General features: G+C 71.0%; 21 protein-coding genes and 2 tRNA genes. 16 read left to right on the top strand and 7 right to left on the bottom strand.

Annotated elements, in window-relative coordinates:
* Positions 1 to 92 precede the first annotated feature (92 nt).
* The 3 genes from rsfS to ABZ906_RS17590 all read left to right on the top strand — a co-directional run bounded on the left by rsfS (position 93) and on the right by ABZ906_RS17590 (position 1,391).
* Positions 93 to 539: a ribosome silencing factor gene (gene rsfS, locus ABZ906_RS17600; RefSeq protein WP_190080469.1), complete on the top strand. Its 447-nt coding sequence runs from the start codon at positions 93 to 95 to the stop codon at positions 537 to 539.
* Positions 536 to 1,177, top strand: a complete 642-nt coding sequence (locus ABZ906_RS17595) for a histidine phosphatase family protein (protein ID WP_361189079.1) — start codon at positions 536 to 538, stop codon at positions 1,175 to 1,177. The genes rsfS and ABZ906_RS17595 overlap by 4 nt, the downstream gene beginning before the upstream one ends.
* Before the next feature lie 141 nt (positions 1,178 to 1,318).
* Positions 1,319 to 1,391 (top strand) — tRNA-Ala (locus tag ABZ906_RS17590).
* Between the two features lie 3 nt (positions 1,392 to 1,394).
* On the opposite strand, the gene ABZ906_RS17585 is transcribed toward ABZ906_RS17590, so the two are convergent.
* Positions 1,395 to 2,315: a helix-turn-helix transcriptional regulator gene (locus ABZ906_RS17585; RefSeq protein ID WP_361383284.1), complete on the bottom strand. Its 921-nt coding sequence runs from the start codon at positions 2,313 to 2,315 to the stop codon at positions 1,395 to 1,397.
* Between the two features lie 130 nt (positions 2,316 to 2,445).
* Between ABZ906_RS17585 and ABZ906_RS17580 the strand changes: the two genes are divergently transcribed.
* The 3 genes from ABZ906_RS17580 to ABZ906_RS17570 all read left to right on the top strand — a co-directional run bounded on the left by ABZ906_RS17580 (position 2,446) and on the right by ABZ906_RS17570 (position 4,499).
* The gene (locus tag ABZ906_RS17580) at positions 2,446 to 3,972 is read left to right on the top strand and encodes an MFS transporter (protein ID WP_361382936.1); all 1,527 of its coding nucleotides are present in this window, start codon (positions 2,446 to 2,448) and stop codon (positions 3,970 to 3,972) included.
* Positions 3,973 to 4,058: 86 nt separating this feature from the next.
* A complete protein-coding gene (locus tag ABZ906_RS17575; protein ID WP_361189085.1) occupies positions 4,059 to 4,262 on the top strand; it encodes a hypothetical protein in 204 nt (67 codons plus the stop codon).
* A 3-nt stretch (positions 4,263 to 4,265) separates the two neighbouring features.
* On the top strand, positions 4,266 to 4,499 hold the full coding sequence (locus ABZ906_RS17570) for a hypothetical protein (protein WP_016643127.1): 234 nt from the start codon (positions 4,266 to 4,268) through the stop codon (positions 4,497 to 4,499).
* Here ABZ906_RS17570 and ABZ906_RS17565 read toward each other — a convergent pair.
* Positions 4,468 to 5,751 (bottom strand): glycosyltransferase 87 family protein, encoded by a 1,284-nt coding sequence (locus ABZ906_RS17565; protein ID WP_361382933.1) that lies wholly within the window; start codon positions 5,749 to 5,751, stop codon positions 4,468 to 4,470. The genes ABZ906_RS17570 and ABZ906_RS17565 overlap by 32 nt on opposite strands.
* 111 nt (positions 5,752 to 5,862) lie before the next feature.
* Between ABZ906_RS17565 and ABZ906_RS17560 the strand changes: the two genes are divergently transcribed.
* Positions 5,863 to 5,935, top strand: a tRNA-Ala gene (locus ABZ906_RS17560).
* 89 nt (positions 5,936 to 6,024) lie between these two features.
* Here ABZ906_RS17560 and ABZ906_RS17555 read toward each other — a convergent pair.
* Positions 6,025 to 7,620 (bottom strand): NADH-ubiquinone oxidoreductase-F iron-sulfur binding region domain-containing protein, encoded by a 1,596-nt coding sequence (locus tag ABZ906_RS17555; RefSeq protein ID WP_361189089.1) that lies wholly within the window; start codon positions 7,618 to 7,620, stop codon positions 6,025 to 6,027.
* Positions 7,617 to 8,873: a ferric reductase-like transmembrane domain-containing protein gene (locus ABZ906_RS17550; protein WP_361382930.1), complete on the bottom strand. Its 1,257-nt coding sequence runs from the start codon at positions 8,871 to 8,873 to the stop codon at positions 7,617 to 7,619. Before ABZ906_RS17550 ends, ABZ906_RS17555 begins: the two co-directional genes overlap by 4 nt.
* Before the next feature lie 403 nt (positions 8,874 to 9,276).
* Here ABZ906_RS17550 and leuS point away from each other — a divergent pair, with 403 nt between their 5' ends.
* The 6 genes from leuS (at position 9,277) to ABZ906_RS17520 (ending at position 19,347) form a co-directional block, all read left to right on the top strand.
* Positions 9,277 to 12,177 carry a leucine--tRNA ligase gene (gene leuS / locus ABZ906_RS17545; protein WP_361382927.1) on the top strand — a complete coding sequence of 967 codons (2,901 nt, stop codon included), beginning with the start codon at positions 9,277 to 9,279 and terminating at the stop codon, positions 12,175 to 12,177.
* Between the two features lie 131 nt (positions 12,178 to 12,308).
* A complete protein-coding gene (locus ABZ906_RS17540; protein ID WP_361382924.1) occupies positions 12,309 to 13,073 on the top strand; it encodes a hypothetical protein in 765 nt (254 codons plus the stop codon).
* Between the two features lie 111 nt (positions 13,074 to 13,184).
* Complete coding sequence (locus ABZ906_RS17535) at positions 13,185 to 14,030, top strand: DegV family protein (protein WP_361382921.1); 846 nt, start codon at positions 13,185 to 13,187, stop codon at positions 14,028 to 14,030.
* Between the two features lie 550 nt (positions 14,031 to 14,580).
* Positions 14,581 to 15,306, top strand: coding sequence for a ComEA family DNA-binding protein (locus ABZ906_RS17530; RefSeq protein ID WP_361382918.1), 726 nt, complete (start codon positions 14,581 to 14,583; stop codon positions 15,304 to 15,306).
* Between the two features lie 545 nt (positions 15,307 to 15,851).
* Positions 15,852 to 18,209 (top strand): ComEC/Rec2 family competence protein, encoded by a 2,358-nt coding sequence (locus tag ABZ906_RS17525; RefSeq protein WP_361382916.1) that lies wholly within the window; start codon positions 15,852 to 15,854, stop codon positions 18,207 to 18,209.
* A gap of 199 nt (positions 18,210 to 18,408) precedes the next feature.
* On the top strand, positions 18,409 to 19,347 hold the full coding sequence (locus tag ABZ906_RS17520) for a YceI family protein (RefSeq protein ID WP_361383281.1): 939 nt from the start codon (positions 18,409 to 18,411) through the stop codon (positions 19,345 to 19,347).
* 39 nt (positions 19,348 to 19,386) lie between these two features.
* On the opposite strand, the gene ABZ906_RS17515 is transcribed toward ABZ906_RS17520, so the two are convergent.
* Complete coding sequence (locus tag ABZ906_RS17515; protein WP_190080480.1) at positions 19,387 to 19,632, bottom strand: hypothetical protein; 246 nt, start codon at positions 19,630 to 19,632, stop codon at positions 19,387 to 19,389.
* A gap of 57 nt (positions 19,633 to 19,689) precedes the next feature.
* Here ABZ906_RS17515 and holA point away from each other — a divergent pair, with 57 nt between their 5' ends.
* Positions 19,690 to 20,673: a DNA polymerase III subunit delta gene (holA, locus tag ABZ906_RS17510; RefSeq protein WP_361382914.1), complete on the top strand. Its 984-nt coding sequence runs from the start codon at positions 19,690 to 19,692 to the stop codon at positions 20,671 to 20,673.
* Positions 20,674 to 21,004: 331 nt separating this feature from the next.
* On the opposite strand, the gene rpsT is transcribed toward holA, so the two are convergent.
* Positions 21,005 to 21,271 carry a 30S ribosomal protein S20 gene (gene rpsT, locus ABZ906_RS17505; protein WP_361189105.1) on the bottom strand — a complete coding sequence of 89 codons (267 nt, stop codon included), beginning with the start codon at positions 21,269 to 21,271 and terminating at the stop codon, positions 21,005 to 21,007.
* 250 nt (positions 21,272 to 21,521) lie between these two features.
* On the opposite strand from rpsT, the gene lepA reads away from it, so the two are divergent.
* Positions 21,522 to 23,393: a translation elongation factor 4 gene (lepA, locus tag ABZ906_RS17500; RefSeq protein WP_361189108.1), complete on the top strand. Its 1,872-nt coding sequence runs from the start codon at positions 21,522 to 21,524 to the stop codon at positions 23,391 to 23,393.
* A gap of 230 nt (positions 23,394 to 23,623) precedes the next feature.
* Positions 23,624 to 25,513 (top strand): AMP-dependent synthetase/ligase, encoded by a 1,890-nt coding sequence (locus tag ABZ906_RS17495; protein ID WP_361382912.1) that lies wholly within the window; start codon positions 23,624 to 23,626, stop codon positions 25,511 to 25,513.
* Positions 25,514 to 25,578: 65 nt separating this feature from the next.
* On the opposite strand, the gene ABZ906_RS17490 is transcribed toward ABZ906_RS17495, so the two are convergent.
* On the bottom strand, positions 25,579 to 26,163 hold the full coding sequence (locus tag ABZ906_RS17490) for a response regulator (RefSeq protein ID WP_361189112.1): 585 nt from the start codon (positions 26,161 to 26,163) through the stop codon (positions 25,579 to 25,581).
* Between the last annotated feature and the right edge of the window lie 2 nt (positions 26,164 to 26,165).

Genomic DNA, 26,165 nt, shown 5'->3' with positions numbered 1-26,165 from the left:
AGCAGACAGGGCGATCGGACGATCGCCGGGGGTGCTGTCGGCGGTCCGTGAGACCCTTGGTGTGTCTTGACCACCTGAAGGAAAGCTCAACTGTGACCGCCACGGACCGCTCCATCGAGCTCATCAAGGTCGCCGCGCAGTCGGCCGCCGACAAGCTCGCGCACGACATCATCGCGTACGACGTCAGCGACGTGCTGTCGATCACGGACGCCTTCCTGCTCGCCTCCGCGCCCAACGACCGCCAGGTCAAGTCGATCGTCGACGAGATCGAGGAGCGGCTCAACAAGGACCTCGGCGTCAAGCCGGTGCGCCGCGAGGGCGACCGCGAAGCCCGCTGGGTCCTCCTGGACTACGTGGACATCGTGGTGCACGTCCAGCACAGCGAGGAGCGCGTTTTCTACGCTCTTGAGCGCCTGTGGAAGGACTGCCCCGAGATCGAGCTCCCCGCGGACGCCGTCGCGACCCGCGGCAAGGCCGCCGAGCACGCCGAGCAGCGCGCCGCGGAGGAGGCAGCCGACCTGGACGGTGAGCTTCGGTGACCAGCCGCGGCTGCCGGATCATCCTGTGGCGGCACGGCCAGACGTCCTGGAACCTGGAGCGCCGCTTCCAGGGCTCCACGGACATCGAGCTGACCGACACCGGCGTCTCGCAGGCCAGGCGCGCCGCCCGGCTGCTCGCCTCGCTGAAGCCGGACGCCATCGTGGCGTCCGACCTCAAGCGGGCGGCGGCCACAGCGGGCGAGCTCGCCGCCCTGACCGGCCTGGACGTCACGTACGAACAGGGCCTCCAGGAGACCTACGCCGGTGAGTGGCAGGGCCTGACGCACGACGAGATCATCGCGCGCTTCGGCGACCAGTACGCCGCGTGGAAGCGCGGCGAAGCGGTGCGTCGCGGCGGCGGCGAGCTGGAGACCGAGGTCGCCGACCGGGCCGCGCCGATCGTCCTGCGCCATGCCGAGAAGCTGCCGGAGAACGGCACGCTCGTGGTGGTCAGCCACGGCGGCACGATCCGCACCACCATCGGCCGTCTCCTCGGCCTGGAGTCCCACCACTGGGAGGGCCTCGGCGGGCTCTCCAACTGCTGCTGGTCCGTCCTCGGCCAGGGCGCGCGGGGCTGGCGCCTCCTCGAGCACAACGCCGGCACGCTGCCCGAGCCGGTGCTCGGCGACGACGATTAGCCGGGGCCGGGCGGGTGGCGAGAGCCGCTGGTCGGAGGGCCTGAGAGGGTCCCCCGGAGGCTCCGTCACCCGGATTTCACATTCCGGCCCGGCGCAGGCTAAAGTTCTTCTTGTTCGCCCGCCGAGCGGGACAGAACACACGGGGCTATAGCTCAGTTGGTAGAGCGCCTGCATGGCATGCAGGAGGTCAGGAGTTCAATTCTCCTTAGCTCCACAATCAGGATCCCGTCCTCATCAGAGGGCGGGATTCTTCCGTTTCCGGGGACCCTTCCGCTTCCGGAGACCTTTCCGCTTCCGGGGGCCTGAGCGCGCGCAGCTCGGCCGCCCGCAGCCGGCTCACCTCGTCGTCCGGGGTGTAGGCGACGATCCGGCACTCCGGCATGCCGTTGATGGACAGCGAGACCGACGTCATCCGCAGCTCACCGACCGCCTCGTGTCGGAAGGTCTTCACGCGCGGTCCCGGCGGCGCCACGTCGCCGCTCTCCCACAGCTCGGCGAAGTGCGCGCTCGCGGCGGACAGGCGGCGTATGAAGTCCTCCCAGGCGGGCTCGCCCACATGCCGTCCGTACGCACTGCGCAGCGTCGCCACCATCACCGGCAGCTCCTCGTCGCGGAAGACCAGCGGGCAGACGGGGTCGGGCGCGATGAACAGCGTCCACAGCACGTTCGGCGCCCCGAAGGACTCCAGCTGGGGGACGAAGAAGAGATCGCGGTAGGCGGGGTTGGTGGCGAGGATGTCGTACCGCGCGTTGTAGACCACCGCCGGATGCGGGTCCAGGGCGTCGATGATGCCCTGGATCTCCGGGCCGACGGCCGCGGGAGAGACGGTCCTGCGCACCGGCTCGTACGGCACCTCGGCCAGGTGGTACAGATGCTCGCGCTCCGCCCTGTCGAGGCGCAGCGTGCGCGCCACGGCGTCCAGGACCTGCGCGGATGCGTTGATCGGGCGGCCCTGCTCCAGCCACGTGTACCAGGTCACGCCGACTCCGGAGAGCTGGGCGACCTCCTCGCGGCGCAGGCCGGGGGTACGGCGGCGCAGGCCCGGCGGCATGCCCACGTCGGCGGGCGTCACCCTGGCTCTGCGGGCCCGCAGGAAGGCGGCGAGCTCCGGCCTGCGTCGCTGCGTCGTCGTCCCCATCCGCGTGTCATCCCCCGTCACGGTCACGTCCCCCATCGTCCGCCCGGCGCCCGGGCTTTGCCAGGTGCTGTCAGTACCAGCATCAGCGGGCTCTCGTTACCCGTACCAACTCGCCGCCACGCTCGGTGCCATGACAACGACAACCCCGTCCACCGCCACGGATCCCCCTGGCTCACGTCCCGCATTCAGTAAAGCCCCCGGCACTGACAATCGCCCCGGCCGTGTGCTCGCGGTCGTCATCGCCGCGCAGTTCATGGCGCTGCTCGACGTCTTCATCGTCAATGTCGCCGCGCCCACCATCCGCAGCGAACTGGGCGCTTCGGGCGCCGGGTTGCAGTTGGTGATCGCCGGATACACCATCACGTACGCCGTGCTCCTGATCACCGGCGCGCGGCTCGGCGACCGCCTCGGGCACCGCCGCCTCTACCTCACGGGCCTCGCCGTCTTCACCGTCGCCTCGCTCGCCTGCGGACTCAGCCAGGGCACGGGAGAGTTGATCGCCTTCCGGCTGTTGCAGGGCGCGGGCTCCGCGCTGCTCATCCCGCAGGTGCTCAGCCTGATCCAGCGCAACTTCACCGGCGAGGCGCGGACCAGGGCGCTCGGCGCGTACGCGGCCGTGCTCGCCGTCGGCGCCGCAGCGGGGCAGGTGATCGGCGGAATCCTGGTCAGCGCCGATCTGTTCGGCACGGGATGGCGTCCGGTGTTCCTGGTGAACGTGCCGGTCGGCGCGGTCCTGCTGATCATGGCCGGGCGCGTGCTGCCGCGTGACGCTTCCCGGCAGCCGGGGGAGCGCGGGAGGTCAGGGGAGCGTGCGGAGTCGGGGGAGCCCGGGAAGCCGGGGCGGCGGGCGCGTGGGCTCGATCTGCCGGGACTCGTGCTGCTCGGTGCCGCCGTCTCGCTGCTCACCGTGCCGCTGGTGCTCGGCCAGCAGGAGGGCTGGCCGCTGTGGTCCTGGCTCTCGCTGGGCTCGGCGGCGGTGCTCTTCGCGCTCTTCTGCGCATACGAGTCCCGGCTCGCCCGCAGCGGCGGCGCGCCGCTGATCGCGCCGCAGGTCCTGCGCATCCCCGGCATGGGCCTCGCGGTCTTCAGGATCGCCGCCGTGATGGCCGTCAACGCGGGCTTCCTGTTCGTGCTCACGCTGCACGTCCAGGGCGGGCTCGGCTACAGCGCGCTGCGGGCCGGTCTGACGTTCGCGCCGACCGCCGTGGTCTTCGGCGCGGTCGGCCTGACCTGGCGGCGCTGGCCCGCGGCGCTCCAACGGGCACTGATCCCCGGCGGGTTCGTGCTCACCGCGGTGTCGTCGGTCGCGGTGGGTCTGCTGCTGCGGGACGGCGGCCAGGGCGGACTGTGGCTCTATGCGGCCTTCGTGGGCATCGGTGCGGGGCTCTCCCTCGGGTTCAGTCCGACGCTCACCCGGGCGCTCTCCACGGTGCGGCCCGAGGACGCCGCCGACGCCAGCGGGCTCCTCTCGACGGTCGCTCAGCTCGGCCAGTTGATCGGCGTCGCGTGTTTTGGCGCACTTTTCCTCAACCGACTTGAGTCTCAAGGGGCTCCGGGGGCGTATTCATCGGCGGACGCGCTCTTGGTGTGCGCATACGCCCTGGCCGGGGCGGCCGCACTGGGTGCCGTGTCCGGACTGGTACGACTGCGTCGCTGACCGGGTCGCTCGGACCATGGCAGAATCGGACAGCCGGAAGGGGACCGCACCAGACCACCGAATGTGACCCGACGGGAGGGAGAGCGATGCCTGCGAGCATCCTCGATGAGGCCGCCGGCCTCGTCGCAGTGGCCGCGCCACGCCGCGCTGCCGCTCTCTTTGTTCCCTCCGAGGCGATCACCCCTCTGCTCACCTGTCCGTCCTGCGGTTCGTCCCATGTCGCCCAAGTACTCGGCGACAACGGCGGTGTCTCGTACGTGTGCACGGCCTGCGGCCGCAGCTGGAGCTGATCGATGGGTGCACACAGGCGGAAGTGCGACTGGTGCGGCAGTGGTACGCCGATCGTCCGCGACATGGAACCGGTCAACCCGGACTACCAGTACTGGTGCGAGGAGTGCGCGCGGGCGCTGATCATAAAGGGCGACCCCATCGAGACGTACCGCGAGCTCGAAGGGGAGCCGATCTACGGTCGGCTGCTCGACGAACACTGCACGCTCAAGCGCTTCTACTCCTTCGCCACGGCCTGAGCCCGGCCGGGCGGGTCCGTCGTCCGGCTTCTTTTCGTCCGATTTCTTGCAGCAGGAACGCCAAAGCTGTCCCTACGTAGAGGGCGGACAGCGTCATCTCGCCAAAGTTCTGGTCGAGTTCAAGCCTTCCTTCGCCATGAGGAACCCACCACAGGGCGTACGAACAGAAGACGAGCACCACGGCTCCGGTGGCCGCCCAGCGCGCCCGGCCGCCCCGGCGTACCGCCTCCGTCCACAGGAGCAGCGCCATCGGTACGCACCACACCCAGTGGTGCGACCACGACACCGGGCTGACCAGGAGAGCCGTCGCCGCACAGGCCACCGCGGCCCGTGCGTGCTCCCCGCGCAGCGCCGCGCGCACCGCCGCCGTGAGCCCGAGGACGCCTGCCGCCGCCGCGGCCGCCACCCACGGGGCGCCGGGTTCGCCGGTGTGCAGGAGCCGCGCGAGGACCCCGCGCAGCGACTGGTTCGCGGTGTCCTCGGTGAGCCCGACCCGGCCCGCCTCGAAGACCATCCGGGTCCAGAAGCGCCAGGAGTCGTACGGCAGGACGGCGGCCGAGACCAGCGTCACACCGGCGAACGTCATGGCTGCCACGCACGCGTGGCGGACGGGCGCGCGCCAGTGACCGCCGCGTGCCGCCTCGGCGGCCCCGGTGAGCAGCAGGAACACCGCGAAGAGCGCGGGCGTGAGCTTGACCGCCGCGGCGATGCCGATGCCGATGCCCGCCCAGCGGTGGCCGGGGCGCCGGGAGAGATCCCACAGGACCAGGACGGCGAGCAGCAGATTGATCTGGCCGTACCGCAGGGTCGTCCACACCGGCTCCGCCCAGACGGCGAGCGCTGACACCCACAGGGCGGCCTCCACGCGCGCGTGCCCCGTGTCCGCAAGCGGTCCGGTACGTGTGACCGGCCCGGCGAGGCGGAGGGCGAGGTGCGCGAACGCCACCAGGAGGAGCAGATTCCCGAGCGTCGCCAGTGTGCGCATGTCCGCCGTGGCCAGGAGCGTCAGCGGGGTGAACAGCAGGGCCGCGAACGGCGGGTAGGTGGTGGGCAGATGGGCCTCGGTGGTGCGCAGCGCGTAGAGGTCGCCGCCCGCGCGCACGGTCTCGCCCTCGGCCCGGTAGACCATCAGGTCGATCATCGAGACGTCCGCGGCGCGCTGTGCGAGCCAGAAGGCCGTGAAGGAGAGCAGGCATGCCCCGGCGGCGAGGGGCACGCGGCGGCGGGCGCCGGCAAGCGCGATCACGGTCACGAAGGCTGACAGTACCGGCCGTATCCGTACAGACCGGAAACGATTTGGTGGAGCATGGGGATGACCGTGTAATGTTGGCGAAGCCGCCGGGGGAACCGGGCGGACAAGCAAGGGGCTATAGCTCAGTTGGTAGAGCGCCTGCATGGCATGCAGGAGGTCAGGAGTTCAATTCTCCTTAGCTCCACAGGAAATGAGAGCGGGCCACCCGGATCGGGTGGCCCGCTTTCGTGTGTCTTCTAATTGCATGTGTCTTCTATCGGGTGACCCGGCAGGTCACTGCCGTCCGCTGCCGAGTGCCCTGCGGCCACGGCCGCGGCCCGGCGGGAGGGCGAGGGGCAGCGCCGTGCGCGGCGCGGGCCGGGACGGGTCCTCCTCGATGCGCAGCGCGAGCGCGGGGCAGCGGCGTACGGCACGTGCGGCACGCGCTTCGGAGTAGCGCGGTACGGACGCTTCCGCCACCGAGGGGAAGCCGTCGGGGCCCAGCTGGATCAGCTCGGGGACGATGTCCGCGCAGAGGCCGTGGCCCTGGCAGAGCGTCCAGTCGACGGCGAGCCTGCGGCCGCTGGGGGCCTCGGCCTGCGGTGCCTCCTCCTGGAGCGGCAGGACGCCCTCCACGGGGCGGCCGCAGCCGCCGCCCAGGACATGCGCCGCGAGGTCGTCGGTGAACGCCGAGATGCTGGATTCGATGAAGGCCGCGGAGCCGTCCGGGTGCTTGCAGGCTCCGCGCCGCTTCACGGCCCGTGTCACCTCGCGCAGCGCCTCCAGGGCGGTGGGTCCGCCGCCGTCCAGGACGTCCGCGAGGCCGCGGGCCGCCGCGGGGAGGCCCAGGTAGCAGGGGCCGCACTGGCCCGCGCTCTCGGACGCCAGCCAGTTCGCCACGTGCAGCGACTCCCCGAGCGGGCAGGTCGCCGGGCCGATCGGCAGGATCGCGCCCGCGCCGAGCGCGCCGCCGCAGGCCTCCAGGGAGGCGCGTGAGACGACCGCGTCATGAGCGGTCACCGCGTCGAGCCACTTGCCGTGATAGCCGCCCGTCAGGACGCCCTGGGGGAGTGGCGGGGCGCCGGCCAGCTGAAGGACGTACCGCAGGGGCACTCCCGTGGGGACCTCGACGACCATGGGGCGTGCTACGGCTCCGGAGACGGTGAGCAGTACCGTGCCGGGCTCCTCCCGCAGGCCGGTGCGGCAGTAGCGGTCGGGGCCGATCCGGGCGGCGATCGCGAGCTGGGCGAAGGTCTCCGCGTTGGACAGGAGGGTGGGGGCGCCGCCCACTCCGGAGTCGGAGGTGCGCACCTTGCGCCCCGGAGGCATCGGGGGGCCGCCGTCCGCGGAGCGCACCAGGGCCGAGGACTCTCCGGTCACCATGCGCACCGGATTGCGCTGCACGCGCGCGCGGATGCTCGATCCGCGCCGGTTGGTCAGTCCGCGCTCGGCGAGCGCCGCGAGCATCGAGGACTCGGTGGAGTCCCGGGTGACGCCCACGACCAGCGTGCGGGCGCCCAGCGCCTCGGCGGCGAGGAGGGCGCCGTCGAGGATGAGGTGCGGGGCGCGGTTGATCAGGACGGTGTCCTTGCGGCAGGCGGGTTCGTCCTCGCTGCCGTTGACGACGACCACGGGGCGCACGCCGCGGCGTATCGCCGCGTCGGCGACCGAGCGCAGCTTCTTGGCGAAGGGGAAGCCCGCGCCGCCCCTGCCGCGCAGCGAGATCGCCTCGGAGAGGCCGGCGAGGGACTCGCCCGCCATGGGTTCGAGCGGGCCGTGCACCTTGAGGTGCATCGCCAGATCGAGGCGCTCGACCAGATCGAAGCCCGAGGTCAGGAGCGGAAGCCCGACGACGCGGACTTCGGGGACGTCGGGCAGCGACGCGTTCACTTGGGTCCTCCGGTGGCGGCGTTCCAGGGCTCGCCCGAGCTCGGCGCCTGGAAGGTATGGGGCAGCGGTTCAGTGGCGGGGCCGCTGTCGTACGGGGCTTGGTAAGGGGCCTCGTACGGAGGGGTGTACGGGGGGTTGTGGGCCGCGTCGTACTGCGGGTCGTACGCGGTGTCGTGCGAGCGGTAGGAGGCGGGTTCGGAGTCGTACGCCGTGCTGTGGGTGTCGTACGAGGTGTCGTAAACAGTGGTGTCGTACGCGGTGGTGTCGTACGGGACGTGCGGGGCCTCGGCCGGGGGAGGCGGGGACGGGGACGGCCAGCGGGGCGCGGGATCGCTGCTCTGCACGACCTGCGTGGGCTGGTCGGTGGAGGCCAGGACCCGGTAGGCCGCGGCGATGCCGACCACCGGGGGGTCCGGCGTCGGGTCGGGGTCGCTGCCGGGAGCGGCGGCGGTGCCGGGGAGCGGGGAGCGGGCGGTGTCCCGGCGGACGGGCTCCCTGCCGCCCGCCCTGCTCTCCGGCTGGAGGAGTGCCAGGACCCGGGCGGCCACCTTCCGTTTGATCGGCAGTGGAGCCGCGCGCAACGCGACCGCACCCGCGACGGCGACCAGGCAGAGGCAGTACATGACGATCACCCACGGCTTGGGCGCGCGTCCCGCGTACAGGCCGTGGACCAGCGCCGAACACCAGGCGGGGTAGGCGAGCATGTGCAGCGCCCGCCAGCGCGACGCGACCTGGGCCGGTGACGCGAAGGCGCTGCGCAGGGCCCCCGTGACGGCCGTGACCACCATCAGGAGCCCGGCGAGCGAGCCGAGGCCGATGAGGCCGTCGCTGCCCGAGAAGCCGAGCCCGAAGGGGATGAGGGCGCCGACCGGAGACACGTGGTCGAGCGCGAGTTTGACGCTGACGTGGAGCAGCAGGAACCCGATGGAGGCGACGGCGGTGGCCCGGTGCACGGCCTGGGCGAGCAGTCGTTGACGGGAGTGCAGGAAGAGGCGGTCCGTGGCGACCAGGCCCCAGACGACGGCGGCGGTCAGGGAGACCAGGGACAGGACGCCGGTGGTGAAGTCGAGGGCGGCGCGGAAGGCGTCGCTCCCGAGGACGACTATCAGGGGTATCAGCAGCAGCGCGGCGGTGGTCACGACTCCGCGCGTGGCTCTGCTCGGTTCGGGGAAGGCTGCGAACGTACGGCTCTTGCGGTCGGTGCGGGCGGAGCTGTCGGTGCGGCTCTTGCGATGAGGATTCAGAGGGTTCATGGGGGCGACTCCGAAATGGCTCGATCGCCGCATGCTAAGTGGCCGCATACCAGTGAGTACGAGGTTTGAGTTATTGCGTCGTTATCTAAAAGCGACTCGATCTTGGTGTTGCCCCGATAGCGGTCGGTACGCGGAGTAACCTTTGGCCAAAGGTAGGGTTCCGGGCCTCCGGTGAGCCGGGGTCCGCGCGGTGGAACCTCGTCGCGGGCCGCGCGAGCGCTGCGGTACCCTGACGCCATGCGTGCCGTACGCCTTCTGCTTAGCGGGCCGCGCTGATCAGTCCCGACCGCCGGAAAATCGCGGTCGGCATCGGCGCGGCGTCCCCTCCTGTGTGAGGGGCTTTTTCATTTGGCCAGGACGGTCATTTCCGCAGGCAGAGACGATCGATGGAGCTTTGAGGATCATGAGCGAGACGAATTCTGCTGCCGCCTCCGAGGTGGCCGCACCGCACCGCTACACGGCCGCCCTGGCCGCCGAGATCGAGGCACGCTGGCAGGACTTCTGGGACGCCGAGGGCACGTACGAGGCGCCCAACCCGAGCGGTGACCTGGCGGCGGAAGACGAAGCGCAGGCCGCGCTGGTCGCCAAGCCCAAGCAGTTCATCATGGACATGTTCCCCTACCCCTCCGGTGCCGGCCTGCACGTCGGTCACCCGCTGGGGTACATCGCCACGGACGTCTACGCCCGCTTCCAGCGCATGACGGGCCACAACGTCCTGCACACCCTGGGCTTCGACGCCTTCGGCCTGCCCGCCGAGCAGTACGCCGTCCAGACGGGCACCCACCCGCGGGCCTCCACCGAGGCCAACATGGAGAACATGAAGTCGCAGCTGCGGGCCCTGGGCCTGGGCCACGACAAGCGCCGCTCCTTCGCGACGATCGACCCGGACTACTACAAGTGGACCCAGTGGATCTTCGTACAGATCTTCAACTCCTGGTACGACGCCGACGCGCAGAGGGCCCGCCCGATCGCCGACCTGGTCGCGCAGTTCGACAGCGGTGAGCGCGCCGTACCGGGCACCACGCGCGCGTGGAGCGAGCTGGACGCCTCGGAGCGTGCGGAGGTCCTGGGCGAGTACCGCCTGGCGTACGCCTCCGACGCCCCCGTCAACTGGTGTCCCGGACTGGGCACCGTTCTGGCGAACGAGGAGGTCACCGCGGACGGCCGGTCCGAGCGCGGCAACTTCCCCGTCTTCAAGGCCAAGCTGCGCCAGTGGAACATGCGCATCACCGCCTACGCCGACCGCCTGCTGGACGACCTGGACGGGCTGGACTGGCCCGAGGCCATCAAGCTGCAGCAGCGCAACTGGATCGGCCGCTCCGAAGGCGCGCGCGTTGACTTCCCCGCCGGTTCCGAGGGCGACGCGATCACCGTCTTCACCACCCGCCAGGACACCCTGTTCGGCGCCACCTACATGGTCCTGGCGCCCGAGCACGAGCTGGTCGAGAAGCTGATCCCCCAGGCCTGGCCCGAGGGCACCCACGAGGTGTGGACCGGCGGGCACGCCACCCCGGCCGAGGCGGTCGCCAAGTACCGCGCGTTCGCCGCCTCCAAGTCCGACGTGGAGCGCCAGGCCGACGCCAAGGAGAAGACCGGCGTCTTCACCGGCGTCTACGCCACCAACCCGGTCAGCGGCGAGCAGGTCCCCGTCTTCATCGCCGACTACGTCCTGATGGGCTACGGCACCGGCGCGATCATGGCCGTCCCGGCCCACGACAGCCGTGACTTCGCCTTCGCGCGGGCCTTCAATCTGCCCATGCGGTGCGTGGTCGAGCCGTCCGACGGCCGCGGCACCGACACGTCGACGTGGGACGACGCCTTCTCCTCCTACGAGGCGAAGCTGGTCAACTCCGCGAACCCGGAGATCTCGCTGGACGGCCTGGACGTCGCCGGCGCCAAGGCGCGCATCACCGGCTGGCTGGCCACCCGCGGCATCGGCGAGGGCACCGTCAACTTCCGTCTGCGCGACTGGCTGTTCAGCCGCCAGCGCTACTGGGGCGAGCCCTTCCCGATCGTCTACGACGAGGACGGCGTCGCCCACTCGCTGCCCGAGTCGATGCTGCCCCTGGAGCTGCCGGAGGTCGACGACTACTCCCCGCGCACCTTCGACCCGAACGACGCGCAGACCTCCCCGGAGACGCCGCTGTCCCGCAACGAGGACTGGGTCAACGTCACCCTGGACCTGGGTGACGGGCCGAAGAAGTACCGCCGCGAGACCAACACGATGCCCAACTGGGCCGGTTCATGCTGGTACGAGCTGCGCTACGTGGACCCGCACAACGACCAGAAGCTGGTCGACCCGGACATCGAGCAGTACTGGATGGGCCCGCGCGAAGGCCAGCCGACGGGCGGCGTCGACCTGTACGTGGGCGGCGCCGAGCACGCCGTGCTGCACCTGCTGTACGCCCGCTTCTGGTCGAAGATCCTGTTCGACCTGGGGCACATCTCGTCCAGCGAGCCGTTCCACAAGCTGTTCAACCAGGGCATGATCCAGGCCTACGTCTACCGCGACAGCCGCGGCTTCCCGGTGCAGGCCACCGAGGTCGAGGAGCGCGACGGCCAGTACTTCTTCGAGGGCGAGCCGGTCAAGCGCGAGCTGGGCAAGATGGGCAAGTCCCTGAAGAACGCGGTCACTCCGGACGAGATCTGCGAGGAGTACGGCGCCGACACCCTGCGTCTGTACGAGATGGCGATGGGCCCGCTGGACGTATCGCGCCCGTGGGACACGCGCGCGGTGGTCGGCCAGTACCGCCTGCTGCAGCGCATGTGGCGGCTGATCGTCGACGAGTCGACCGGTGAGGTCACCGTCGCCGACGTCGCCGAGTCCGACATCGCCGAGGGCACGCTGCGCGCCCTGCACAAGGCGATCGACGGCGTGCGCCAGGACCTGGACGGCATGCGGTTCAACACCGGTATCGCCAAGATCACCGAGCTGAACAACTACCTGACCAAGGAGGGCGGCACGCTGCCGCGCTCGGTCGCCGAGCGCCTGGTGCTGCTGATCGCCCCGCTGGCCCCGCACGTCGGCGAGGAGCTGTGGCGCAAGCTGGGCCACACCGACTCGGTCGTCCACCAGGACTTCCCCGCGGCCGACCCGGCGTACGTCGTGGACGAGACCGTGACCTGCGTCGTGCAGATCAAGGGCAAGGTCAGGGCGCGCCTGGAGGTCTCCCCGTCGATCTCGGACGAGGAGCTGGAGAAGGTGGCCCTGGGTGACGAGAGGGTGCTGGCGGCGCTGGACGGCGCCGGGATCCGCAAGGTCATCGTGCGGGCGCCGAAGCTGGTGAACATCGTCCCGGCCTAGGGGCACGCGAGAGGCATGGGGGTAGTCCCCTACGGGCAGGTTGGGGGTTCCGTCGGAACCCTCGGCCTGCCCTTTGCGTTTACCGTGGAAGGGCCGGTGCGGAACTCGCCGCAGGACCTGGGAGGAGCGTCATGGAAGCCGTGATCGCGATCGTGGCGCTGCTCGTCGTGCTGTCTTTGGTCCTTGGTGTGTACATGACGGTGAAGGCGGTCGGCGCCGCCAAGCGCAGCGTGGACCGCACGATCTCGCAGGCCCGCCGGTCGGTGGAGGACACGACGCTCCGCGCGAAGAGCTTCGCGCAGGTCGGCCCGGCCGGCGAACTGGCCCAGCTGCGGCTCTCGTTGCGCACGTCGATGCGGGCCACACAGGACGCCCTGCAGGCGGGCGTGGTCGAAGACGCCTCCCTGAAGGAGTCCCTGGGCCTCTTCGAGCGGCTCAGCGCGCACGGGCACGAGCTGGACGAGGAACTCCGGCGCCTAGAGCGGGACCCCGACAGGACGGCCCTGGCCGAGCGGCTGCCCGCACTGCGGGAGCGCACGGCGCAGATCACGAAGTCGGCGGACTCCCTGCGGTGGGTGGTGCGGGACCGGGCCCACCGTTTCGCGGACGACGATCTGGAGTCGCTGAGCTCGCAGATCGACCTGGAGACCGGTGCGCTGCGGCACTGGACGAAGGAGCCCGCGCCCACCCAGACTCCCGCCGCGTGGCCCGAGCCCGAGCCGGCGGCGGACGCGGGCAAGGCGGAGCAGACCTGGACCGAGCCGTCGCAGCAGCCGGGACGGCCGGAGCAGGCGAAGCCGTCCGCATCGCAAGAGGCGCGGCCCGCCATCACGCCGCCGGCGTCGCGCCCCTCGTACCCCTGGGAGAAGCAGGCCAGGCCCGAGAGCACGACGTGAGCGCGCGAGCCGCCCGCCGGGTGATCTGGCATGCCAGGGAGCTCGGCTGGCAGACTGGTCGGCACGGGGCCGGGCTGCCGTCGTCCGCTCCAGGCAGGTAATCTCCACCGCATGTCCCGTCATGTCGCGATCGTCACGGATTCAACGGCCTATCTGCCGCAGCGGACGATGGAACGGCACGGCATCACGTCGGTACCCCTGACCGTGGTCCTCGGTGACCAGGCGCTCGAAGAGGGTACGGAGATCTCCGCCCGCTCCCTCGCCCTTGCGCTGCAGAAGCGGCGCTCCGTGACCACCTCGCGGCCGAGCCCGGAAGTCTTCGCGCAGACCTATCGCGAGGTCGCCGAGTCGGGCGCGACGGCCATCGTCTCGCTGCATCTGTCGGCCGAGTTCTCGGGCACGTACGACGCGGCGGTCCTCGCCGCCAAGGACGCCCCGGTGCCGGTGCGGGTCGTGGACACCGGGATGGTCGCCATGGCCCTGGGCTTCTGCGCGCTCGCCGCCGCGGAGGCGGCCGAGGCGGGCGGCTCGGCGGACGAGGCGGTGACCGCGGCGGAGAAGCGGGCCGCGAACACGTCCGCGTACTTCTACGTCGACACGCTGGACTATCTCCGCAGGGGCGGCCGGATCGGCGCCGCACAGGCGCTGTTGGGCTCCGCGCTCGCCGTGAAACCGCTGCTCGAACTCGACGGCGGGCGCATCGAGATGCTGGAGAAGGTGCGGACGGCGTCCAAGGCGATCGCCCGCCTGGAGGAGATCGTGGTCGAGCGGGCCGCGGCGGACCGCGTCGACATCGCGGTGCATCATCTGGCGGCGCCCGAACGTGCCTCGACCCTCGCGGACCGGCTCAGGGACCGGGTGCCCGGCCTCGCGGAGCTGCACGTCAGCGAGGTCGGAGCGGTGATCGGGGCGCATACGGGGCCCGGGCTGCTGGGGGCCGTGGTTTCGCCCCGGTGAGGGGTGCTCTTCTCTGGGCTTCGCCCTCTTCCGGGTGACGGAGTTATCCACAACTGGGCCGTAGTCCACGGGAATTGACCAAGATCAACACTTTTTCCCGGCGGTGTCTAGCGTCGTCGGCATGACACTTCGATCTCTTTCACGGACACCTGCGGCGACGAGCGGACCGGGGCGCGGCCCGGCGTCCGACGGCCGCGTTTCCGGCGGTCGCTCCTCCGACGGTCGTGCCTCTGACGGGCGTGAGCGGTATCGCCGTGCGCGCAGGCGGGCGGCCAGGCGCAGGCACACTTCGGGGGAGGCGCGGGAGCGGGCGCTGGCCCTGCGGCAGCGGGCGGAGTCGCTCTTCGCCGAGCCTGTACGGGTAGACGGCGGAGGGGAGTTGAGATCGGGGGCGCCGCCGGATGCCGGGGGTAGTGTGCGGGGTGCGCCGTCGCGGCCCCGAAGCGAAGAGCCGGCTCAGCGGCCGGTGCGGTCCGGCGTCGACGGTGGTGAGCGGGCGGCGCCGCCGGTGATGGGGCGGGTGGGGCTTGCGGTGCGGGAGCGGTTGCCGTTGTGGCTCCAGACGCGGTGCGGACTTGAGCGGCGGAGCCTGGTCGCCCTCGTGGTGGTCATCGCCCTTGCCGGGGTCTTCGCCGCCCAGCATTTCTGGGCGGGGCGGACGCAGTCGGTGCGGGCGCCTGACGTGGTCGGTGCGGCGTCCGGGCGGGGCGCGGAGCCGTCCGCGTCACCCGGAGCCCCGCCTTCTCCGGGGAGCGGTGGGCAGTCGGCGGCCGGTGCGGGCGGTGTGCCCGGTGCGAGCGGCGCTCCCGGTGGAGGTGCCGGTGAGGTCGTCGTGGACGTCAGCGGGAAGGTCCGCAGCCCCGGGATGCTGCGGCTGCCCGCAGGCTCCAGGGTGGCCGACGCGCTGAAGGCGGCGGGCGGAGTCCGTCCCGGCGCGGACACGGCGGGCCTGAACCGGGCTCGGCTGCTCGTCGACGGCGAACAGGTGGCCGTGGGCGAACCGGCGGCAGCCTCGGCGGCTCCGGCGGTTCCGGCGGCGCCCGGCGCGGGGTCGGCCGCCGGGCCGCCGGGGGCGAGCCCGGCCGCGCAGGTCGGCCTCAATACGGCCACCGCCGAGCAGCTCGACGAACTGCCGGGCGTGGGGCCCGTACTGGCCCAGCACATCATCGACTACCGCACGGAGCACGGCGGTTTCCGCTCGGTGGACGAACTCCGCGAGGTCAATGGAATCGGCGACAAGCGCTATGCCGACCTGCAGAATCTCGTGCGGCCATGAGGTCGGGGAGCAGGACGACTGCGGGGGCGTCGTCCGAAGACGCGACGCCACAGGCCGTCACCGCCACGGACACCACCCCCGCCGCTGACGGCTCGTCGGGGCATCGGCTCGGGGACGCCCACCCCCGGCAGGAGGGCCCGCCGGACTTACGCCTCGTACCGCCCGCTCTCGCGGCCTGGGGAGCAGCGGCACTGTCCCTGGACGCCCCGCCCCGGTGGGTGATCGCAGCCGTGGCGACCTGCGTGGCAGCGGCCGGCGCCCTGCTGGTGACGTGGACGGTGCGGGGGCGGGTTACCGGTGAGGGGGTGCGGGGTGGCCGGGGGAGTGACCGGCGCGATACCTGGCGGAGTGCCCAGGCGGACTCGGAGAACGAACGGCTGCGGGGCGCGCCGGAGTCAGGAGGGGGCTCGGGGCGGCGGCTCGCGGACCGGCGGCTCCCAGGCCCGCCGCTCCTGGACCCGCCACTCCCGGATCCGCGTCCCTCCGAACCGGCCAATCCCGGACCCGCGCGCCCAGGCCAGCGGTCGTCATGGTGGCGGGTTGGGGTGGTGGCTGTTTTGTTGTGTGCCGGGGCGGGTGGGGGAGCGGCTGGGTTGCATGGGGCCGATTTGCATCGGGGGCCGGTGCCCGGTCTTGCCCGGCAGTTTGCCGCAGTGGAGGTCGAGGTAGAGGTCACCTCGGATCCCCGGCTCACCCGGCCCCGCGTCACGGGGGCGCATGCCGTGCCGCCCTCCGTGATGCTGGACGTGGAGATCGTCCGGGTCACGACGGCAGGCGGAGAGACTTCCGTGACCCGCACCCCGGCACTTCTCTTCGCCGGGGATGAACACCGCCGCAAGGGCAGGAGCGGGGACGGCGGCAGGGATTCTGCCGGTCCCTGGTCCAGGGAGCGCTGGCTCGCGCTCCTGCCCTCGACCAGACTCCGCGTCCGGGCGGACCTCGCTCCGCCCTTGCCGCAGAGTGACCGCGTCGCTGCGGTGGCCCGGGTGGCCGGAGGGCAGGCGCCGCAGGTCATCGAGGGGCCGTCAGGGCCGCAGCGCCTGGCGGGACGGTTGCGCGGCGGGCTGCGGGACGCCACGGACGGGTTGCCGCTCGACGCGAGGGCGCTGTTGCCCGGTCTTGTGGTCGGGGACACCTCCCGCGTGCCGCCCGAGCTGGAGGAGGCCTTCAGGGCGACCGACCTGACGCACCTGCTCGCCGTGAGCGGGGCCAATCTCACGATCGTCCTCGCCCTGCTCATCGGTCCGCCGGGCCTTGCCCCACGCGCGGAGCGGCGGGGTATCGCACCGCGCCTCGGAATCCCGCTGCGGGCGACCGCGCTGGTCGGCGGGGCCCTCACCCTGGGCTTCGTCATCGTCTGCCGACCGGATCCGAGCGTGCTGCGGGCCGCCGCCTGCGGTCTTGTCGCCCTGCTCGCCCTCGGTACCGGAAGACGCCGATCGCTGATTCCGGCTCTGGCCGCGGCCGTGCTGCTGCTCGTCCTGTACGACCCGTGGCTGGCCCGCAGCCCCGGCTTCCTGCTCTCCGTGCTCGCCACCGGCGCCCTGCTCACCCTCGCTCCGAGGTGGAGCGCCGCCCTGCAAAGACGCGGGGTCCGTCCGCGTCCGGCCGAGGCGTTGGCCGCCGCGGCTGCCGCGCAGGCGGTGTGCGCGCCCGTCGTCGCCGTCATGGCGGCACGGGTGAGCCTGGTGGCGGTGCCCTGCAACCTCCTCGCGGAGGTGGCCGTCGCGCCCGCCACGGTCCTCGGCTTCGCCACGCTCGCGACGGCGCCCCTCGCGATGCCGGTGGCCAAGGTCCTGGCCTGGTGCGCGAGCTGGCCGGTCGGGTGGATCGCGGACATCGCCCGTACGGGCGCGGCCCTGCCCGGCAGCGGGGTCGACTGGCCCGGCGGCTGGCGCGGAGGCCTGCTGCTAGCCCTCGCCACGGTCGGCGTGGTGCTGGTCGGCCGCAGGCTCCTCCGGCACCCCTGGCTCAGCGCGGCCCTTGCGCTGCTGCTCCTCCTCGCGGTCGTGCAGCCTCCGCCCCTCACGCGGGTGATCGCCGGGTGGCCGCCGACGGGGTGGCGGTTCGCGATGTGTGACGTGGGGCAGGGGGACGCCACCGTGCTCGCCGCCGGTGACGGGGCGGGCGTGGTCGTCGACGCGGGGCCCGACCCGGTGCTCGTGGACCGCTGTCTGCGCTCGCTCGGCGTGACGCGGGTACCGCTCGTCCTGCTCACCCACTTCCACGCGGACCACGTGGCGGGGCTGCCGGGCGTGCTGCGGGGGCGTTCGGTCGGGGCGATCCAGACGACCGGGTATCAAGAGCCGCCCGAACAGGCGCGGTTCGTGCGTGAGCAGGCTGCCGCCCACCGGGTTCCGGTGAGCCGTGCCGTGGCGGGGGAGCGGCGCCGCGCGGGCGGTGGCGTCCTCGACTGGCAGGTGCTCTGGCCGGGGGCACAGGGACCGGGCCCGGCGCCGGCTCCCGAAGGACCGAACGACGCCAGCGTCACCCTGCTCGTACGCGCCGGGGGCATGACCCTGCTGTTGCTCGGCGATCTCGAACCGCCTGCCCAGCGAGCCCTCTCCCGCACACCGGCAGTGGCCGCGCTGCCGCCCGTCGACGTCCTCAAGGTCGCCCACCACGGCTCGGCCTACCAGGACCCCGGCCTCCTGAGGCGGACCGCGCCACGCCTCGCCCTCATTTCCTGCGGCAGGGACAACTCATACGGACACCCGGCACCCCGCACGGTCGCGGCGTTGCGGGCCGGGGGAGCGGAGGTGCTGCGGACGGACATGAGCGGTTCGATCGCGGTCATCGGGCCGCCCGGCGGATCGGCGGCCGGGTCGCCGGACGCGACTACCCGGCCGCCCCTGCGGGTGGCGACCCGGCCACCTCTACGGGTGGCGACCCGCCCGCCCTAGAAAACAGGCGGCCCCAGACCAGTCGCGGGCGGCGATCTGCCAAAACGCCCTGCACGGTCATCAATTCGGTTACTCGCGACACTTCAAGCACTAGCGCTGCATTCCAGCAAAGTGGGTTCGTGTTGCATCGAATGCCGCAACGGTGATCGAATGCACCTTCGGGACAGGAGTTGTCAAGGTGCGCGGGGGTGTGTCGCATATGTTCGGCCGTTGGCTGAGGGACCGTACGGACCGTGCCGGTCGGTCGGACCGAGCCGGTGGAGCAGGACCGGCCGCACGGCCGGTCCGGGCAGGGCGGGCCGGAGGGCCGTTGTCCGCGGTGGCGGTTCCGCCCAGCGCGGGAGTGCTCAGCTGCCGGGTGCTCGACCCCGTCAACGAACCCGTGCGGCATGCGGAGTTCACGGTCAGTGATGCCATGGGGCGCAAGGTCGTCGGCGGAGGGCTTGATCCGTTCGGCTCGTTCGTCGCGACCGTTCCGGCCGGGGACTACCGTCTGGCGGTCTCGGCGGAGGGGTTCACCCCGTACCGGGCGAACGCCACGGTCGGGGAGAGCGCGCACGCCTCGCTCGGCGACGTCATGCTCCAGATAGCGCCGGCCCTGCCGCTGCCCGAGTCCGGTGACTGGGAGATCGATCCGCTGCACTCGTCCGTCGCCTTCACCGCGCGGCACATCGGGCTCGCCCGTATCCACGGCCGGTTCAACAGCTTCGCGGGCGCCGTGAGGCTGGGGGAGCGCATGGAGGAGTCCGCGATGCACGTCGTCATCGACGCCGCCTCCATCGACACCGCCGTGAAGATGCGCGATGACCATCTGCGGTCCGGGGACTTCCTCGACGTGGAGCGCTTCCCGACAATGGAGTTCTACAGCGACCGCTTCGTGCACAGGGGCGGCAGCCGCTGGGCGATCACGGGCGGTCTGACGCTGCACGGCGTGACGCGCACGGTCACGCTGGAGACGGAGTACCTCGGGGTGGGCCAGGGGCTTGAGGGCGAGACCCGCGTCGCGTGCCGCGCCTCCACCGAGCTGCACCGCGACGACTTCACGATCAACTGGCAGACGATGCTGGCCCGCGGTATCGCCGCGGTCGGCCCGAGCATCACCATCGACCTCGACGTCCAGGTCCTGCCCAAGAGCTGACGCCGTGGCTCAGCACGGGCAGCCGGACGCCGACCCCCGTCAGGGTGCCTCAAGCCAGCCCTCGTACTCCTCGGCAAGCTCGTCGAGCGCCGCGCGGTCGAGACGCCGCTCGGGGTCCTCGACCACGACCAGCCACTGGGCGTCCTCGGCGTCGTCCTCGCCGGCCAGGGCGTCACGGACGAGCTGAGGCTGCTCGCGCACGCCGAAACGGTCGGGGAGCTCTTCCGCCACTTCCTCCGCGGCATCGCGGTCGGGCAGCACCAGGACATGTCGTACGTCGGTCACCCGCCCATTCTCCGCTACGGGACGGGCTGTCAGTGCCGCGTGGGATGCTTGACCGCGATGGCCAGGAAGACAGACACCGCCGACCCGCTCGCTCCTCTCACGCTCGCCGTGGGCCAGGAGGACCTCCTTCTCGACCGCGCCGTGCAGCAGGTGGTCGCCGCGGCCCGTGCCGCCGACGCCGACACGGACGTGCGCGACCTCACCCCCGACAAGCTGCAGCCCGGCACGCTCGCCGAACTGACCAGCCCCTCGCTCTTCGCCGAGCGCAAGGTCGTGGTCGTCCGCAACGCGCAGGATCTGTCGGCCGACACGGTCAAGGACGTGAAGGCGTATTTCGCGTCGCCGGTCGAGGAGATCACCCTCGTCCTGCTGCACGCGGGCGGCGCCAAGGGCAAGGGTCTGCTCGACGCCGCCCGCAAGGCGGGGGCCCGTGAGGTCGCCTGCCCCAAGATGACCAAGCCCGCGGACCGGCTCTCGTTCGTGCGGAGCGAGTTCCGCGCCCTGGGCCGTTCGGCCACGCCCGAGGCGTGCCAGGCCTTGGTCGACTCGATCGGCAGCGATCTGCGGGAGCTCGCTTCGGCGGTGTCCCAGCTGGTGGCGGACATCGAGGGCACGATCGACGAGGCGATCGTCGGCCGCTATTACACGGGCCGCGCCGAGGCCTCCAGCTTCACCGTGGCCGACCGTGCCGTGGAGGGCCGGGCCGCCGAGGCCCTCGAAGCGTTGCGCTGGTCCCTGTCGACCGGCGTCGCCCCCGTCCTGATCACCAGCGCCCTTGCCCAGGCCGTGCGGGCCATCGGCAAGCTCTCCTCCGCGCGCGGCGGGCGCCCCGCCGACCTCGCCCGCGAGCTCGGCATGCCGCCCTGGAAGATCGACCGGGTCCGGCAGCAGATGCGGGGGTGGTCTCCCGACGGGGTGGCGGTGGCTCTGCGGGCCTGTGCGGAGGCTGACGCCGGGGTCAAGGGGGGCGGGGATGATCCTGAGTACGCGCTGGAGAAGGCCGTTGTCACCATTGCCCGCGCCGCGAGGGCTCGCCGCTGAGTCTCGCCGCTCGGCGTTGCTGCGGGGGGTTGCGCCGTCGTCGTCCGCCGGTCGTGACGTCTGCGGGCCTGTCGTGGCTGGTCGCGCAGTTCCCCGCGCCCCTGAGGCAGGTCCCGCCGGTCGTGACGTCTGCGGGTCCGTCGTGGCTGGTCGCGCAGTTCCCCGCGCCCCTGACGGGGCCCTCCCCCGGACACAGCAATGCCCCCGGAGTGGGCCGGGGGCATCGTCGCAGCGTGGCGTACTGCGTGGTCTGTCCGCGATTCGAGGTAGAGGGCTCGAATTACCCTCGCGGGAGGATTGATCAGCGCCCCGGCGAGCCGGGGCAAGGGCTTCAGCCCTGGAGGGTCGCGACCTTCGAAGCAAGCGCCGACTTCTTGTTGGCGGCCTGGTTCTTGTGGATGACGCCCTTGGAGACGGCCTTGTCGAGCTCGCGCGAAGCCGCACGCGTCGCCTCGACGGCCTTCTGGGTGTCACCGGCGGCAACGGCCTCGCGGGCCTTGCGGATCGCGGTCTTCAGCGAAGACTTGACCGCCTTGTTGCGCTGACGCGCCTTCTCGTTGGTCTTGATCCGCTTGATCTGGGACTTGATGTTCGCCACGAAAGAGCCTTTTCAGGTTCAGGTACTGCAGAGGTACTGCAGATGAGTTTTTTTGACATGTGCCTCAGTGCCGAGAGGGCAAGGAGACACAGCTGCTCAGATTACCAGCCGCGCCCCGACCGGCCCAATCCGGGCCCGGCTCCCCACCCCGACCGGCCCAAACCGGGCCCAGTGCCCCACCCGTGGGACGATGGAATCTACGTATAGATCCGACCCGAGGCGACAGGCGCCTCAAGAGACAGGACCCTGCGTGCCCGCGATCCCTAAAAATGTGCCCGAGCCGAGCCGTACCGACCCGGCTCTGATCCGTAATTTCTGCATCATCGCGCACATCGACCACGGCAAGTCCACGCTCGCCGACCGGATGCTCCAGCTGACCGGTGTGGTCGAGCAGCGGCAGATGCGTGCTCAGTACCTCGACCGCATGGACATCGAGCGCGAGCGCGGCATCACGATCAAGTCCCAGGCGGTGCGTCTGCCCTGGGCCCCCACGGAGGGCCCCGAGCAGAGCAAGACCCACATCCTCAACATGATCGACACCCCGGGTCACGTGGACTTCACGTACGAGGTGTCGCGCTCGCTGGCGGCCTGTGAGGGCACGGTCCTCCTGGTCGACGCGGCGCAGGGGATCGAGGCGCAGACTCTCGCCAACCTCTACCTGGCGATGGAGAACGACCTCAAGATCGTTCCGGTGCTCAACAAGATCGACCTGCCGGCCGCCCAGCCGGAGAAGTTCTCCGAGGAGCTCGCCAATCTCATCGGCTGCGAGCCGGAGGACGTGCTGAAGGTCTCGGCGAAGACCGGCATGGGCGTCGAGGCGCTGCTCGACAAGGTCGTCGCCGAGGTTCCGCCGCCGGTCGGCGTCGCGGACGCCCCGGCGCGCGCGATGATCTTCGACTCGGTCTATGACTCCTACCGCGGCGTCGTGACGTACGTCCGTGTGGTCGACGGCCAGCTCAACAAGCGCGAGCGCATCCGGATGATGTCCACCGGCGCCACGCACGAGCTCCTTGAGATCGGCGTCTCGTCCCCCGAGATGACCCCGGCCGACGGCATCGGCGTCGGCGAGGTGGGCTACATCATCACCGGCGTGAAGGACGTCCGTCAGTCCAAGGTCGGTGACACGATCACCTCCCTGCACAAGGGCGCGACCGAGCCCCTGGGCGGCTACAAGGACCCGAAGCCGATGGTCTTCTCGGGTCTGTATCCGCTGGACGGTTCCGAGTACCCCGACCTGCGCGAGGCCCTGGACAAGCTGCAGCTCAACGACGCCGCGCTCGTCTACGAGCCGGAGACCTCCGCCGCGCTCGGCTTCGGCTTCCGCGTCGGCTTCCTGGGCCTGCTGCACCTCGACGTGATCCGTGAGCGCCTGGAGCGCGAGTTCGGGCTCGACCTCATCGCCACCGCTCCGAACGTGGTCTACCGCGTCACCATGGAGGACGGCACCGAGCACACGGTCACGAACCCGAGCGAGTTCCCCGAAGGCAAGATCGACGAGGTCCACGAGCCCGTCGTACGCGCCACGATCCTCGCCCCGAGCGAGTTCATCGGCTCGATCATGGAGCTGTGCCAGAACCGGCGCGGCACCCTGCTCGGCATGGACTACCTCTCCGAGGACCGCGTGGAGATCCGCTACACGCTGCCGCTCGCCGAGATCGTCTTCGACTTCTTCGACCAGTTGAAGTCCAAGACGCGCGGTTACGCCTCGCTCGACTACGAGCCCACGGGCGAGCAGTCCGCGCAGCTCGTCAAGGTCGACATCCTGCTGCACGGCGACAAGGTCGACGCCTTCTCCGCCGTCACGCACAAGGACCAGGCGTACGCGTACGGTGTGCGGCTCGTCGCCAAGCTGCGCGAGCTCATCCCGCGGCAGGCCTTCGAGGTGCCCGTCCAGGCCGCGATCGGCTCCCGGGTCATCGCCCGCGAGACCATCCGCGCCATCCGCAAGGACGTGCTCGCCAAGTGCTACGGCGGTGACATCTCCCGTAAGCGCAAGCTGCTCGAGAAGCAGAAGGAGGGCAAGAAGCGCATGAAGATGGTCGGCTCCGTCGAGGTGCCGCAGGAAGCCTTCATCGCGGTGCTCTCCAGTGACGACAGCGGTCCGGGCAAGGCGAAGAAGTAGCCCACGTCTCAACCGCCGTCCCGTCCGGCACGGGGGTCACACAGGCATCTCAGCGGGTCCGTCGCGCTCTTGCGCGGCGGACCCGTTCTTGTATGAAGTGACAGGCAGAAGCCCCTTACGTGGCGGGCTTCAGCGCTCTACTCTGATCACTGCTCGTAGGTTACTCGCAAGTTAAACAAGACCAGCAGCCGCCAGCCAGTCGCCGCATTGTCGCGGGTCCGGAGGATGTCGTGAGCGACACACAGACCTTGATCGAGAACCGTCCGCCTTCCGTGGCCCATCTCTTCCTTGAGCGCGTGGCGGCCACGCCCGACGCCGAGGCCTACCGCTATCCGGTGCCGGCCGCCTCGGGCGAGGGCCCCGACGAATGGAAGTCGCTGAGCTGGGCGCAGGCCGCCGAGCGGGTCTACGCCATCGCGGCGGGCCTGATCGAGCTCGGCCTCGCGCCCGAGGAGCGTGTCGCGCTCGCCTCGTCCACGCGAGTCGAGTGGATCCTCGCCGACCTCGGCATCCTCTGCGCGGGCGCGGCCACCACCACGGTGTATCCGCAGACCAATGCCGAGGAATCCACTTACATCCTGTCCGACTCCGGCAGCCGGGTGCTCGTCGCGGAGAACGCCGAGCAGCTCGCCAAGGCGCGCGAGAAGCGCGCCGAGCTGCCCGAACTGCGGCATGTCGTGGTGATCGACGCCGAGGGCGCGGGACCCGCCGAGGGCGACCCCGAGGGCTGGGTGCTCACGCTCGCCGACCTGGAGGCCCGCGGCGCCGCCCACCTGGAGAAGAACCCCGAGGCCGTCAAGGAGCGGATCGCGGCGATCACCAAGGATCAGCTCGCCACGATCATCTACACCTCCGGCACCACCGGGAAGCCCAAGGGCGTGCGCCTGCCGCAGGACAACTGGTCGTACATGGCGAAGGCCATCGCGGCGACCGGCCTCCTCGGCCAGGACGACGTGCAATACCTGTGGCTGCCGCTCGCACACGTCTTCGGCAAGGTCCTCACCTCCGGCCAGATCGAGCTGGGGCACGTCACCGCCGTCGACGGCCGCGTGGACAAGATCATCGAGAATCTTCCGGTGGTGCAGCCGACGTACATGGCCGCCGTGCCGCGCATCTTCGAGAAGGTCTACAACGGGGTCGCGGCCAAGGCGCGGGCCGGTGGCGGCGCCAAGTACAAGATCTTCCTGTGGGCCGCCGAGGTCTCCCGCGAGTACGCGAAGGTCAGCCAGGACAACTTCCGCAGGACCGGCTCGGCGTCCGTGCCCTTCGGGCTCGGCGCCAAGCACAAGGCCGCCGACGCGCTCGTCTACTCCAAGCTGCGCGAGGCCTTCGGCGGGCGCCTGCGTGCCGCCGTCTCCGGCTCTGCCGCGCTCGCACCCGACATCGGCTACTTCTTCGCCGGCGCGGGCATCCACATCCTGGAGGGCTACGGCCTCACCGAGTCCTCCGCCGCGTCCTTCGTCAACCCCGGCGAGGCCTACCGCACCGGCACCGTCGGCAAGCCGCTGCCCGGCACCGAGGTGCGGATCGCGGACGACGGCGAGATCCTGCTGCGCGGCCCCGGCATCATGGAGGGCTACCACGGCCTCGACGACAAGACGGCCGAGGTCCTGGAGTCCGACGGGTGGTTCCACACCGGTGACATCGGTGAGCTGTCCGAGGACGGCTACCTGCGGATCACCGACCGCAAGAAGGACCTGATCAAGACGTCCGGCGGCAAGTACATCGCGCCCGCCGAGGTCGAGGGCCAGTTCAAGGCCGTCTGCCCGTACGTCTCGAACATCCTGGTGCACGGCGCCGACCGGAACTTCTGCACCGCCCTGATCGCGCTCGACGAGCCGGCGATCCTGGCCTGGGCCAAGGACAACGGCCTCGACGGCAAGAGCTACGCCGACGTGGTCGCGGACCCGGCGACGGTCTCGCTCATCGAGGGTTACGTCAAGCAGCTCAACGAAGGCCTGCAGCGCTGGCAGACCGTCAAGAAGTTCAAGCTGCTGCCCCGCGACCTGGACATCGAGCACGGCGAGCTGACGCCGAGCCTGAAGCTGAAGCGACCGGTCGTCGAGCGTGAGTACCAGCACCTGATCGACGAGATGTACGCGGGCTCGCGCGAGGCCTGAGCCCGCGACTTCGTACGCGGGAATCCGTACGCGGGCGGGATGCCGGGCCGGACGACGACAACCGGTCAGGCGCCCCGCCCGCGCCGCATCTCCTTCACCAACTCCTCCATGTGCGTGACGTGGTGGCGCAGTTCGAGCACGTCCTTGAGGCTGCTGGCCGCCATGTGCGCCTCGATCGCGGAGAGACGGGCCGCCAGTTCGTCGAACTGCTGCTGCTCACGCGCCAAGATCTTCTCCAACTGCTGGTTCTTGCGGTGCAGTTCGAGGAACACGGTGACCTTGGCACGCAGCACCCAGGGGTCGAACGGTTTGGTCATGTAGTCCGCCGCGCCCGTCGCGTACCCCCGGAAGGCGTAGCCCGCGTCGTTGTCGGTGCCCGTCAGGAAGATGATGGGCACGTCCTTGGTCTGGTCGAGCCGCTTGATGTTCGACGCGGTCTCGAATCCGTCCATCCCCGGCATGCGCACGTCCAGGAGGATCACGGCGAATCGTTGCCGCAGTAGGGCCTTCATCGCCTCTTCGCCCGAACGGGCGCGTACCAGAGGTTCGTTGAGCGACCCCAGGACAGCTTCGAGCGCCATCAGATTGTCCTCCATGTCATCGACAAGGAGGATGCTTGCGCGGTTGTCGGTCATGACCTCTGTGCTCATGG

Origin of the sequence: Streptomyces sp. NPDC046925, from assembly GCF_040644915.1 — a bacterium.
In the GTDB taxonomy this organism is placed as follows: Bacteria; Actinomycetota; Actinomycetes; order Streptomycetales; family Streptomycetaceae; genus Streptomyces.
This window is presented reverse-complemented; position numbering and strand designations above follow the sequence as displayed.